Source organism: Enorma phocaeensis (assembly GCF_900186505.1).
Classification (GTDB): Bacteria; Actinomycetota; Coriobacteriia; order Coriobacteriales; family Coriobacteriaceae; genus Enorma; species Enorma phocaeensis.
Window position 1 is genome coordinate 515,822 of sequence record NZ_LT891968.1, and the last position, 13,265, is coordinate 529,086.

Below are 13,265 nucleotides of genomic sequence, written 5' to 3' on the forward strand. Positions count from 1 at the left end.
TTGCAAACCTCAACATGCCTATCGTAAGATTTCTGCAGTTATACCTTTTGTAATCGTAACTATTCTGCATTTCTAAATTCTTATATCGTACTTTTTCTTCGTTTTAATTTAATATCGTAAATATATTGCATTTCATATACTGTTTTCGTTGTTATTCTGCATTTTATTTTTGGTTATCGTAGTTTATATGCGTTTATTTTTAAAAATATGTAGCATTCTTACGATTGGCATTTCGTTTTTGCATTAATCTTACGATCGTATATTCATAGCAGAAGTGTACGACGGACGGTGATGCAATTCAGCGGCTCGTGCGAAATAGGTAAGGCCCTCATCCGGACGCACCACCGCGTCCCCCATGGATACTGGCAACTTGGCCACCTGCCCGAGGTGCCAGCCATGCTAGCCGTTCATGCCACCCTTACCATAGAGTACGGCAACGGGTTCCACAGGGCACGCCGCGCGAGCCGTCAGCTCGGCGACAATCCCCGCGGGCAGGCTGACGCCGGAGTCGGCAATATCGCCCCATGTGGAGAGCGCTTGCAGGTCTTCCACTGAGGCCTCCACGCGCACCGTGCCGCCAATAAGCCGCGCGCGGACGGTGCTCAACCCAAGCGAGTACAGGTAGTCCTCGCACGCCCGAACCGTTGCGAGCTTCCGAAGATCCAGCTCCTCTCCGCACGGGATGCGCGTCGCTAGGCATGCCCCAGCCGGCAGGTTCCACTGCGCGAAGCCCCAAGCTCGCAGCAGCTCGCGTTCTTCAGGCTTTCGCCAACCGCATTCCATAAGGGGCGAGCGCACACCGAGTTCCCTGATCGCTCGCATGCCGGGCCGGTAGTCATCGGCGTCGTCGGCGTTGCTCCCGTCCGCGACCTCCGCGAACCCACGCTCGCGAGCGACCTCGACGATGCGCTCGAAGCCCATACGCTTGCAGTAATAGCAACGTAGCGGCCCGTTCTCCCTAATATCCGCATCGCCGAGAGGATCGACGTCGATCGTCACGAGCGGCAGGCCGAAGCTCGTGGCTTGCGGGGTATCCAACGCCGTGTCCGGGTAAGTGCCCGTCGCAGCATCCGCCCTGGCACCCCCCATCGGTACCGAGCGTTCGCACTCGACCGTTGGCGCAACCGGTACCGAGCGCTCGCAGCCGGGCGTCACCGTGAGCGGTGCCGAGTACTGTCGTTCAGGCGTTGTCGCAAAGGGCGTCGCCAGATGCACGAGCAGAACGCGCGTGGGCATCACCCGCGCGCAGACCGCCGCGAGAAACGTGCTATCCACCCCGCCGGAGAAACCTACTGCCACCGACCCGTAGCCCAGCAGGCATTCTTCGAGCGCGCGCAACTTGTCGCGATACCGGCTCTCGACCCGATCCATCCCCATTGCCCCCATCTGCTCCGCATCCAACAGGGCGGGAAGCCTAAGCGATTCCCGCATCACGAAGCGGTAACGAATTCAAGAAGACGCCGCCGATTGCCGGCAGCTCTGGCACAATGGTAGCGGCTACGCTGCCGTAGGACGCGCATCTTCAGCAAATCCCACATCGCTCAACCGCGCGCCGAGTATTCGCATGCAACAGCAACCGAACGGAACAAGCATGATCACCACCATTCTCTTCGATATGGACGGCACCCTCATCGACAGCGAACCGCTGAGTGCACGCGCCTGGCGTCAAGCCGCCGACGCGCTCCATGCGCCCGTGTCCGACGAGATGATTCGCAGCTTTGTTGGCCGTCCAATCAAAGCCATCATGAACATGATTGCCGAGAAGCTGGGTTCCCGTGAGTTCGCAGACACCCTCTATGCCGACTACCGCGCCCGCAAAACCCTGATCTACGACCAGGAGCTCGAACTCAAGCCCCAGGTGGCGGAGTCGCTTCCCGCACTCAAGGAAGCCGGGTTCCGCATGGCCGTTGCCACCTCATCGCGGCGCGAGATCACCTTGCACAACCTCGAGCGCTTAGGCATCCTCGACTATTTCGAAAGCCTCACCACCGGCGATGAGGTCGAGAACGGCAAGCCCAATCCTGACATCTATCTTCTGGCCTGCAAGCGTATGGAAGCCGAGCCCGCCGCGTGCGCAGTGATCGAGGACTCCATCAACGGGGTGCGCTCCGGGCATGCTGCCGGCTGCCCCGTCTTCATGATCCCCGACCTCACCCAACCGGATGCCGAGCTGCGCTCGCTCTGCACCGACGTGCTTCCGGACATGAGCAAGCTGCTCAATGCCATCAGACGACAGAATGCGTAAAAGCCCGGCAGCGAAGCGCCCCTGTTAGAGATACGCCCCCGCATCGTATTCCGGAATCCCAGCGGCAACATCGGTCGCTGGGACGCCTGCGGAGGCCCCCGATACATCCAAAGGATCCAAGATTCCCCGCGCCGTGCTTGCACGCTCGAGTAAGAACGGACGAACCGTCTCGTGCGCGACCGGCGGCCCCTCCTGCGCGATGCCGCCGAAACCCCGCAACACCGCGCGTTTCGCCTCGCGAGCGTGCTCCTCGTCCCACATAACGCGCTCGATAATGAGCTGCGCACCTTTACGACCCAACTCGTACCCAGCGGGCGAGCAGGTAGTGAGCGGCAGGGGCCCGCCCCAAGCCAGCGGGTTGCCATCGCATCCCGCAACCATGATGTCATGCGGAACCGAGCATCCGGCCGCCATCACGCCGGCAAGCGCACCCATTGCAATGGCATCCGTTAGACCGATAATCGCATCTGGTCTCACGCGCTCGTTCCGGCTGGCGAGCATAGCGCCCAGCCGGGCTCCATCGCCCGACCCCGAGGTTGCTCCCTCGTTGTAGATCTCCAGCGAGACGTCGCCGTACCCGGGAAACATGTCTCGGATCCCTTCAAGGCGTTCGGCAAGCTGCGCGTTCTCGGCACGCCCCACCACTGCGACGCGCTCTGCCCCCCGTGCAAGCACGTGCTCCGCGATAAGGCGTCCCTGCGCACGGTAGCGCGCTGCAACCGAGGCAACCCGGTCGGACACCCAAGGTACATCGAGGTAGACCGTCGGCACGGGAAGCTCCGCCGCGGCGCGCTGCTTCATGCTCGGCGCGGGCTGCACCAGGATGCCGGCAACCTGAATGCCTACGAAGAAGTTGAGGTAGCGGTCTTCGAGCGCGCTGTCGCCGTCGCTACTCATCACGAGCAGGTCGTAGCCATGGCGCATCGCCTCATTGCGCGCACCGTTCGCGATCTGCAGGCTGCAGCCGCTTGTCAGACCGGGCAGCACCAGGCCGATCGTGTTGGTACGGCCGCCCGCAAGCAAGCGCGCGCTCTGGTTGGGCAGGTAGCCCAGGCGCTGGATGGCCTCATCGATGAGTTTCCTCGTCTCGGGCCGGACCTTCTCGGGATGGTTGAGCGCGTTCGACACCGTGCCGAGCGACACGCCCGCTTCGCGGGCCACATCAACGATTCGCACCTTGCCCATGCGCCCTCCCCTGTTTGCACTCGCCCCGTTCATACCGAAGCCCATCGATCTTGTCGACCATCAATCCCATGGACCCTGAGTATACCAAGGAGTTGAAACGCTTCAAAGCCACATGCTGCCGAGCGCGCAGTGCTCCATAAAGCAGCGGCGCTCAGCGACGATGCTCGTAGGCAGCATGGGTGCAGGCATCGAGCCGCAAGCACCTGAGCTACAATGTTCGGCAACCAAGCGCCCCGCTCCGCAACTACCGGCACCGGGCTCCACCACCTCCAGGGAGGCAGTATGCTACTCGCCGTCGATATGGGAAACACGCAGACCGCTCTCGGCCTCTTCGATGGGACCGAGCTCGCTCATTCCTGGCGCATGCCCACCGACCGTACGTTCACCGCAGACGAGCTGCACGTTCGTCTGCTCGGCTACCTGCGCGTTTACGACCTTCGACTTGAGTGCATCGATGCCATTGCCTTCGCCGGGGTTGTGCCTCAGCTCACGAGCGAATGGCGCGCCGTGGCGCAGCGCATCACGCAAAACGTCGTGGCAGTGGGCCCTCAGACCGCGGACGTCGTACGCGTGGATGCTCCGCACCCCGCCGAGGTCGGCGCGGACCGCATCGCCAACGCCGTCGCTGCGGAGCAGTTCTACGGCGCTCCTTCCATCGTGGTCGACTTTGGCACGGCAACCAACATCGATGTCGTGGACGACCGCGGCTACTACATCGGCGGAGCCATCGCGCCGGGCCTCCGCATCTCGATGGACGCGCTTGTAGCGCGGGCGGCGCGCATCGCGAGCATCCCACTCGATACTCCCCAGCACGCCATCGGCCGCGACACGGTCGAGGCAGTGCAGAGCGGCGCGGTGCTCGGTACCGCCGCCATGGTCGAGGGCCTAGTCGCTCGCATCAAAGACGAGCTCGGCTCGCCGCGTGCGCGGGTCATCGCCACCGGCGGGCTGGCGAACGTCGTCGCGGACTCAACCGATGTGTTCGACGTCATCGACCAGCAGCTCACGTTGAAGGGTATCGCCGAGATCGCTCGCCGCATGCGCGATCGCTAGGCACATCTGCCCTCCATCTGCAGGGGCTCCTCCGAATCCGGCATGAAACCGCGCCTAGCCTTGGAATCCCCCGCGTTCTAGAGGCCGTTTCCCCGCTTTCTCAAGCCGCGGCTTCTCAGCAGGAACCGCGCGCTACTCCTCGCCTGCATCATCCTCGGCAGCGAAGGCGTCTGCAGCCAAGCGGTGCGCCATCACGTCGCACGCAAGCGCGCCTACCACGGTTTTCGCGTCTTCGATCTTGCCGTCGAGCACCGCGTCCACAAGCTCCTGGACATCGACGAGGTCCACATTGAGGAACTCATCCTCGTCGGGCTCGGCGCCCTCGAAGGAGAGTTGCGTGGCCAAGAAAATGTGGATGAGCTCGTCCGTGAAGCCACCCGAGGTAGCGATCGTGGTGAGATAGGCGATCTTCCCCGCGACGAAGCCCGTCTCCTCCTTGAGCTCACGCTTGGCGCTCTCCAGCGGTTCCTCACCGGGATCCATCTTGCCTGCCGGAATCTCCACCGTCACGCGGTCGAGAGCCGTGCGGTACTGGCGCACCACGGCGATCTTGCCATTCTCGGTGAGCGCGACCACGGCAACGGCGCCGCAATGACGCACCACGTCGCGACGGGAGCAATGGCCGTTGGGAAGCTTGACTTCCATGGTCTCGATATCGAAGATCTTGCCGCGCCAAACCGTCTCCTGCGAAAGGATCTCCTCATGCAGGCCGGCGTCGCGCTCGTCCTCGTCGCCGGGGACCAGATGGCCCTCCTCTTCACCGGCATCAGCCTCCACGGCCTGTCCGTCTTCGTACTCAGCGCCGGTTGCACCGCTTTCGAACGGTTCTTCTACGACAGAGCTCGTCGCTACCTGCTCATCCAGCATCTGGTTCTCGTCTTGGGACATATGATCCTCCCCCGGTTGCACGCCCTCTGGTCATACAAGCGTCTTGTACCCAGTCGTCCGGTTTTCCAGCGGAGAGCCAGGCAATCGGGTCGCGCCCCACGCCCCTTTCCCACGAGAACAAGCAAACCATCGCACGAACGTCAAAATCAATCGAAATAGCCATACAAATGTCGCTCATGCGATGCTTTGGGCGGCGAGACGCGGAGCAGGCCGTAAATCGAAAGGCACCCCACCGCATACAAAAGAAGCCCCGAGGCAAGTGCCCCGGGGCTTCCGTTCAGAGCCTATCGACCCGTGGAATCCATGATCCCTTAGACCTCAGCGTAGAGATCCTTGAGCTTGGTGAGGTGCTGGTAGCGGGCGACGGCAGCTTCCTCGTTCTCCTCGAAGAGCTTGTCGACCTGCTCCTGCGGCAGCACGCGAGCGAGCGACGCGTAGCGAGCCTCGTTCATCAGGAACTCCTTGTAGCCGCCCTTCGGCTCCTTGGAGTCGAGCGTGAACTTCTTGCCCACCTCGGCAGTCGGGTTGAAGCGGAAAAGGTTCCAATAGCCGCACTCAACAGCCTTCTTCATCTCGGCCTGGCAGTTCTGCATGCCGCCCTTCTTGATGGAATGCATCTCGCAGGGAGCGTAGCCGATGATGAGGGACGGACCATCGTAGGCCTCGGCCTCCTGAATGGCCTTGAGGGTCTGAGCCGGGTTGGCGCCCATGGCAACCTGCGCCACGTACACGTAGCCGTAGCTCATCGCGATCTCGGCGAGGCTCTTCTTCTTGGTGCGCTTGCCAGCAGCGGCGAACTGGGCAACCTGGCCGATGTTCGAGGCCTTGGAGGCCTGGCCGCCGGTGTTGGAGTACACCTCGGTGTCGAAGACGAAGACGTTGACGTTGTGGTCGGACGCCAGGACGTGGTCCAGGCCGCCGAAGCCGATGTCGTACGCCCAGCCGTCGCCGCCGAAGATCCAGAAGGACTTCTTGGTGAGGTAGCTCTTGTCGGCGAGGATCGCCTTGGCGGCATCGCAGCCGCAGGCCTCGAGCGCTTCGACGTAGGCAGCGGCCGTGGTCTTGGAGGCCTCGGCGTCGTTCTTGGCGTCGAGCCAAGCCTGGCCAGCGGTCTTCACAGCCTCGGGCGTGCCGTCGGCGGCGATAAGAGCCTCGGTCTCGGCAACGAGCTTGTTCTGGACAGCCTCATAGCCCAGGAACATACCCAGGCCGTGCTCGGCGTTGTCCTCGAACAGGCTGTTGTTCCACGCCGGGCCATGGCCGTCCTTGTTCACCGTGTAGGGCGAACGGGCAGCGGGGTTGCCCCAGATCGAGGAGCAGCCGGTGGCGTTGGAGATGAACATGCGGTCACCGCAGACCTGCGTGACGAGACGCGCGTACGCGGTCTCGGCGCAGCCGGCGCAGGAGCCGGAGAACTCGAGCAGCGGCTGCTTGAACTGGCTGCCCTTGACATTGGCGGCCTCGAGCACGGGCTTGGGGGCAACGTTCTCGACGCAGTAGTCGAACGTCTTCTGCTCCTCGAGCTCCTGCTCCTGCGGCACCATGGTGAGAGCGCCCTTGGGGCAGACCTTCGCGCAGTTGGTGCAGCCCATGCAGTCGAGCGGGCTGATGGCCATGGTGAACTTGAGACCCGTGTCCTTGGGCATCTTGATGTCGAGCGTGCGCATGCCCTCGGGGCCGGCAGCGATCTCGTCCTCGGTCAGGCCGAACGGACGGATGGTCGCATGCGGGCACACATAGGAGCACTGGTTGCACTGGATGCACTTGGTCTCATCCCAGTGCGGCACCATGACGGCCACGCCACGCTTCTCGTAGGCGGAAGCGCCCTGCTCGAACTGACCGTCCTCGTGACCGATGAACGCGGACACCGGCAGGCTGTCGCCTTCCATGCGGTTGATGGGCTGCATGATGTTCTTGACCTGGGCGATGAGCTCGGGACGACCCTTGAGCTCGGCCTCGACGGCCTCGTCCTCGGCGGTAGCCCAGTCAGCGGGCACCTCGAACTTGCGGAACGCGGTGGCGCCAGCGTCGATGGCCTTCCAGTTGGCCTCGACGATAGCCTGGCCCTTCTTGGCGTAGGACTTCTCGGCGGCGTCCTTCATGTACTGGAGGGCTTCCTCAGCCGGGAGGACCTTGGCGAGCGCGAAGAACGCGGACTGCAGCACCGTGTTGGTGCGCTTGCCCATGCCGACCTTCTCGGCCAGGTCGATGGCGTCGATCAGGTAGACGTTGATGTTGTTCTTAGCGATGTAGCGCTTGGCATCGGCGCCGAGGTGCTTCGAGAACTCCTCGTCGCTCCACTGGCAGTTGACCAGGAAGGTGCCGCCAGGCTTGACATCGCGGACCATCTTGAAGCCCTTGACGATGTAGCTGGGATTGTGGCACGCCACGAAGTCAGCCTTGTTGATGTAGTACGGGCTCTTGATGGGGTTGTCGCCAAAGCGCAGGTGCGAGATGGTCACGCCGCCCGTCTTCTTGGAGTCGTACTGGAAGTAGGCCTGGACGTACTTGTCGGTGTGGTCGCCGATGATCTTGATCGAGTTCTTGTTGGCGCCCACGGTACCGTCGCCGCCGAGACCCCAGAACTTGCACTCGATGGTGCCCTCGGCAGCCGTGTTGGGGGCGTCCGCGTCCATGGGGAGGCTGAGGTTGGTGACATCGTCGACGATGCCGATCGTGAACTCGCGCTTGGGCTCGTCCTTCTCGAGCTCCTCGTAGACCGAGAACGCAGCCGCAGGCGGCTCGTCCTTGGAACCGAGGCCGTAACGGCCACCGATGACCTCGACCTGGGAGAGGCCGGCCTCGTAGAGAGCAGCGACGACATCCTCGTAGAGCGGCTCGCCGATGGAGCCCGGCTCCTTGGTGCGGTCGAGCACGGCGATCTTCTTGACGGTCTTGGGCAGCGCGGCCACGAAGTGCTCGACAGACCACGGACGATACAGGCGGACCTTCACCAGGCCGACCTTCTTACCATGGGCGTTGAGGTAGTCGATGACCTCCTCGAGCGTGTCGCAGAAGGAGCCCATGCACACGACGATGTTCTCAGCATCGTCGGCGCCGTAGTAGTCGAACAGGTGATAGTTCGTGCCGAGCTTCTCGTTCACCTTGTTCATGTAGTCCTCAACGACCGCCGGGAGCTTGTCGTAGGCGGTGTTGCAGGCCTCGCGGTGCTGGAAGAAGACGTCGCCGTCCTCATGCGTACCGCGGTTGTGCGGATGCTCGGGGTTGAGCGCGTGATCGCGGAAGGCCTGGACGGCGTCCATGTCGCACATCTCGGCGAGGTCCGCGTAATCCCACACGGCGACCTTCTGGATCTCGTGCGAGGTACGGAAGCCGTCGAAGAAGTTCAGGAACGGCACCTTGCCCTCGATGGCGGAAAGGTGAGCCACCGCGGAGAGGTCCATGACCTCCTGGACATTGGTCTCGGCGAGCATGGCGAAGCCGGTCTGGCGGCAGGCCATGACGTCGGAGTGATCACCGAAGATGTTGAGCGCGTGGCTCGCGACCGTACGGGCGGACACGTGGAACACGCCCGGCAGGCCCTCGCCCGCGATCTTGTACATGTTCGGGATCATGAGCAGAAGACCCTGGGAGGCCGTGTAGGTGGTGGTCAGCGCACCCGCGACAAGCGAGCCGTGGACGGTGCCCGCGGCGCCAGCCTCGGACTCCATCTCGATGACGTTCACCTTCGTGCCAAAGATGTTCTTCTTGCCCTGAGCCGCCCACTGGTCGACATGGTCGGCCATTGGGCTGGACGGTGTGATCGGGTAGATACCCGCAACTTCGGTGAACGCATACGATACGTATGCGGCCGCCTCGTTGCCGTCCATGGACTTGAACTTACGCGCCATATACCCCTCTCCTCTCGTGTAGGTATACAGTCCCCGGCAGCCCGTGCTAGCCGGTTAGTCAACGGCGCTTGTGGCCGAATCTGCAACCATCGAGGGTGCGGAGCATTGTCTGGCATACGGTATGCTGGCAACACCGAGCGACCCCGTCCAAGCGCGACCGGCGATGAGGTCGAACGCGTCTGGCCACAGAAATCCACATGCGTGTTTATTGTACCGCGTTCGCGCGGGGCGTATGCGTGAATCTGAATGACATGTGTCGCGGGACACGCCACCTGCGTGTTTTTCTAGTGTTCGATAACCGCTATTGTGGGAAGACAACGGTGTAGGCGTGAACGCTGTCGAGCGACGACGATTTGCAGAGGCCGGCCACTAAGCTTCCGGTTTTAAAAGGTTGTTTCGCCGAGCACCTTACAGCGCGCGCCGGGCCTCGATGGCGCGGCCGAGGGTGAGCTCGTCCGCGTACTCGAGGTCGCCGCCCACGGGCAGGCCGCTCGCCAGGCGGCTCACCGTCACTCCCAGCGGCTTGATGGTGCGCGCCAGGTAGCTCGCCGTGGTCTCCCCCTCGATGTTGGGGTTGGTGGCGATGATGACCTCTTGGATGTCCTCTTCGCCAAGGCGCGCGAGCAGCTCGCGAATGTGCAGCTGCTCGGGACCGATCTTGTCCATGGGGCTGATCACGCCGCCGAGCACGTGGTACAGGCCGTGGTAGGAACCCGTGCGCTCGATGGCCTGCACGTCGCGCGGCTCGCCCACCACGCAGATGCGGGTGCGGTCGCGCATGCCGTCCATGCAGATGGGGCACTCATCGGCCGTAGCGTAGTTGAAGCAGCGGCTGCAGAAGTGCACGTGTTCCTTTACGTCGAGGATGGCCTGGGCCAGACGGCGTGCCTCCTCGGCATCGGCTTCGAGCAGGTGGTAGGCGATGCGCTGCGCGCTCTTGGGGCCAATGCCCGGCAGGCGGCCCAGCTCATCGAGCAGCCGCTGAAGATCCTGGTTGCTGGCCATGCTAGCCTCTCCTGCTCAACACAAACGGAGAGAGCCTGGGCAAGGCGGCCGCAGGCTCCCACCGTCACATCAATCAAACGCTAAAACGGCATCCCCGGGATGTTAAGGCCACCGGTGATGGCGCCCATCTGGCGATTCGCCATCTCGGCAACGCCGCGCACGGCCTCGTTCACCGCGGCGGTGATCATGTCCTCGAGCATCTCGACGTCCTCGGGATCGAGCGCCTCGGGATCGATCTTGAGCGAGGTGATCTGCATCTCGCCATTGACCGTGACCTTCACCATGCCGCCGCCGGCAGACGCATCGACCGTTGCCTGCGAGAGGCTCTCCTGTGCGGCAGCGATCTGCTCCTGCATCTTGCGGGCTTGCTTCATCATCTGCTGCATGTTCATCTGAGCCATGGGGACTCCGTTTCTGTGCACGCCACCTACAAAAGACGGCTCTCTATCTTCCGCGAGCATCGTACCACGAACGAACCGTCACGACGCCCAAGGGCAGGCTAGTCCTTCTTGAAGATCACGCCGTCGCCGAAGACGCTGTCGAGCACGGACTTCACCTCGGATGGCGCCATGTCGACACCCATGAGGCCCGACCCCGAGGCAGTCGCCGCCGTCGTCTCCGGCGTTGGAGCCGGATTCTCCTGCACGGGGGCCGCAGCCGGCTCTGGGGACGACGCCGGCATGTCGAACGGCGGGAGGTCGCCCTCTTCGTAGGAGGCGATGGCATCGTCGTCGTAGGGAACCTGCTCATCCTCCCAAGCACGGCGCTGCTCGTCGATATCACCGGGCTCGGGGATGAAGGTCGGGCTGCTTACCTGGTCGACCACAGGCGCCGCGTCATTGGAGTTGGCAGGAGTCCGTACCGGAGCGGGAGCGGATTGGGGTGCCGCGGGAGCTGGCGCGGCAGGAGCGGGCGTGGCAGCTGGGGCGGGCGCAGCAGCCGGTGCCGCGGGAACTGGGGCCGCGGGAGCCGGCGCAGGCGCCGACCCGGAAGAAGCCGCTGGCTTCGTCGCAGGCGCGGCGGGCGCATCCTGGGCACCGCCCATGACATAGCGCACCGAGCGTCCACCGAAGACGGAGGTCACCTGGGGCAGGATCACGCTCTGCATGTCAGGACGGCCGACCATCACCATCGCGAAGTTCGATCCGGCGGGGAAGCTCACGGTAAGGCTGGTGCCATCGTCCGCGGAAGCGCGGGAACTCTGCAGCAGCGCGCCGCACGAGGGCTTGGCCGCAACGACGCGGCGCACGACATCTTGCCACTTGCGCTGGAGCTCGCCTTGGTCAGTCACGGCAGGCGTGGTCGGCCCGGCAGCGGCAGCGACCGCGGCCGCAGAGGCGGGCGCCGAGCTTTCCGCAGGCTTCGCCGCGGGGGCGGCGGGCTTGGTCGCAGCAGCAGAAGTCGCAGGCTGCGGGCTCGCAACGCTTGCGGAGGGGGCGGGGGCGTAGGCTGGTGCGGATGCAGCGACCTGCGGTGCCGGCTGGGGAGCGGGCACCGGGGCAGCGGGTTCCGGCGCAGGCGATGCCGGGGCAGCGGGCGACTCGGCGGGAACGGGCGATGCGGCGGGTACGGGCGGCTTAGCAGCCGCAGGCTTCGCGGTCGATACGGAACCAGCGCCGGCAGGAGCACCGGAAGCAGAGCGAGCGAACGCGTGCGCGACGGAAGCGCCGGCTCCGGGTGCCGTTGTAGGAACAGCGCCGGTGAGCGCCTGCAGCCCCGATCCAGCGAGCGGAGCCGCGGGGGTATCGCCGGCGAGCCGGGCCTCCAGGCGCTCAATGCGCTCAACGAGCGCCTCCATCGTCAGATCGGTTTCGGGGCGCGCAAGCCTGGTCAGCGCGATCTCCAGCACCAGCCGCGTGTCGGCGGCGGTACGCATCTCCAGCACCGCATCATCGAGCACCGTCAACGCACGAGCGAGCCGATCCGCGCTGCCGAAGAGCTCCGCCTCGCGGGCGAGGGCGTCGACGTCTACCATCGCGCCCTCGAACAGCTCCGGCCGAGAGCCTGCCACGCGCACCATATATACATCGCGGATATGCGCGACCAGGTCGCGCGTAAGCTCCAGGAGGTCGTTGCCCTCGTCCACCTGCGTGCGGACCATGCCAAACAGCCGTGCCACGTCGCGCTCGGCAATGCCCTCACCAAACTGCTCGAGCACCGCACCCGACACCTCGCCCAAAAGCGAGCGGGCGTCGGGAGCCTGAACCGACCCGTTGCCAAAGACCGACAGCTGCTCAAGCGTGGAAAGCGCGTCGCGCATGCCGCCGCGGGCATGCTTGGCCACGATCTCGAGCGCCTCGGTGTCGTAGGCAAAGCCCTCCTGCTCGCAGATGTAGGCGAGCCGCCCCACGATGTCGGCGTTGCCGATTCGGTGGAAATCGAAGCGCTGGCAGCGCGAGAGGATGGTCTCGGGGATCTTCTGAGGATCGGTGGTGCACAGCACGAAGACCACGTGCGAAGGCGGCTCCTCGAGCGTCTTGAGCAAGGCGTTGAAGGCCTGCGTCGTGAGCATGTGGACCTCGTCGATGATGTAGATCTTGAAGGCGCCGCGCACCGGGGCGAAGTTCACCGAGCTGATGATCTCCTCGCGCACGTTGTCCACACCGGTGCGGCTCGCGGCGTCGAGCTCGTAGACGTCGGGGTGCGTGCCCTCGGCGATGGCCGCGCACTCCGGGCAGGTGCCGTCCGGCATGCAGCCCGAGCCACCCTGGGCGCGCGCCTGCTCGGCGCCCTCGCAGAGCAGCGACTTGGCGAGGATGCGCGCCATGGTGGTCTTGCCCGTGCCGCGCGGACCGCAGAACAGGTAGGCATGGCTGAGCCTGCCCTCGATCACCGCGTGCTCGAGCGTGGAGACGATGTGCTGCTGGCCCACGACGCTCTCGAACGTGAGCGGGCGGTACTTTCTATACAGCGACTCCATGTGCCACTCCTTCTTCTGGTCATGCAGCCGCCAGGCGGTTGCAATCGGTCGTGTTCCCTCGGGCAGGTTACGCCTGCGCGCGAGCGCCATCCCAGGGCGGCGCATCGGACGCGGCGCC

Annotated in this window: 9 protein-coding genes; 2 read left to right on the top strand and 7 right to left on the bottom strand. The window is 64.1% G+C overall.

Annotation, left to right across the window (positions count from 1 at the left end):
* Positions 1-399 precede the first annotated feature (399 nt).
* Positions 400-1,371, bottom strand: a complete 972-nt coding sequence (larE, locus tag C1717_RS02695; protein WP_102371695.1) for an ATP-dependent sacrificial sulfur transferase LarE — start codon at positions 1,369-1,371, stop codon at positions 400-402.
* 220 nt (positions 1,372-1,591) lie between these two features.
* On the opposite strand from larE, the gene C1717_RS02700 reads away from it, so the two are divergent.
* Positions 1,592-2,245 carry an HAD family hydrolase gene (locus tag C1717_RS02700; protein WP_180965813.1) on the top strand — a complete coding sequence of 218 codons (654 nt, stop codon included), beginning with the start codon at positions 1,592-1,594 and terminating at the stop codon, positions 2,243-2,245.
* Between the two features lie 24 nt (positions 2,246-2,269).
* On the opposite strand, the gene C1717_RS02705 is transcribed toward C1717_RS02700, so the two are convergent.
* On the bottom strand, positions 2,270-3,430 hold the full coding sequence (locus C1717_RS02705; protein ID WP_245859373.1) for a LacI family DNA-binding transcriptional regulator: 1,161 nt from the start codon (positions 3,428-3,430) through the stop codon (positions 2,270-2,272).
* 282 nt (positions 3,431-3,712) lie between these two features.
* On the opposite strand from C1717_RS02705, the gene C1717_RS02710 reads away from it, so the two are divergent.
* On the top strand, positions 3,713-4,483 hold the full coding sequence (locus tag C1717_RS02710; protein WP_102371697.1) for a type III pantothenate kinase: 771 nt from the start codon (positions 3,713-3,715) through the stop codon (positions 4,481-4,483).
* 132 nt (positions 4,484-4,615) lie between these two features.
* On the opposite strand, the gene C1717_RS02715 is transcribed toward C1717_RS02710, so the two are convergent.
* The 5 genes from C1717_RS02715 to dnaX form a co-directional block, all read right to left on the bottom strand.
* On the bottom strand, positions 4,616-5,371 hold the full coding sequence (locus tag C1717_RS02715; RefSeq protein WP_245859375.1) for an NUDIX domain-containing protein: 756 nt from the start codon (positions 5,369-5,371) through the stop codon (positions 4,616-4,618).
* Positions 5,372-5,682: 311 nt separating this feature from the next.
* Entirely contained in the window at positions 5,683-9,222 is a 3,540-nt protein-coding gene (nifJ, locus tag C1717_RS02720) for a pyruvate:ferredoxin (flavodoxin) oxidoreductase (protein ID WP_102371698.1), read from the bottom strand.
* 408 nt (positions 9,223-9,630) lie between these two features.
* Positions 9,631-10,227, bottom strand: a complete 597-nt coding sequence (gene recR / locus C1717_RS02725; RefSeq protein WP_102371699.1) for a recombination mediator RecR — start codon at positions 10,225-10,227, stop codon at positions 9,631-9,633.
* Between the two features lie 80 nt (positions 10,228-10,307).
* Positions 10,308-10,628: a YbaB/EbfC family nucleoid-associated protein gene (locus C1717_RS02730; RefSeq protein ID WP_219722257.1), complete on the bottom strand. Its 321-nt coding sequence runs from the start codon at positions 10,626-10,628 to the stop codon at positions 10,308-10,310.
* Between the two features lie 98 nt (positions 10,629-10,726).
* Positions 10,727-13,147 (bottom strand): DNA polymerase III subunit gamma/tau, encoded by a 2,421-nt coding sequence (gene dnaX / locus C1717_RS02735; protein WP_180965814.1) that lies wholly within the window; start codon positions 13,145-13,147, stop codon positions 10,727-10,729.
* Positions 13,148-13,265 lie beyond the last annotated feature (118 nt).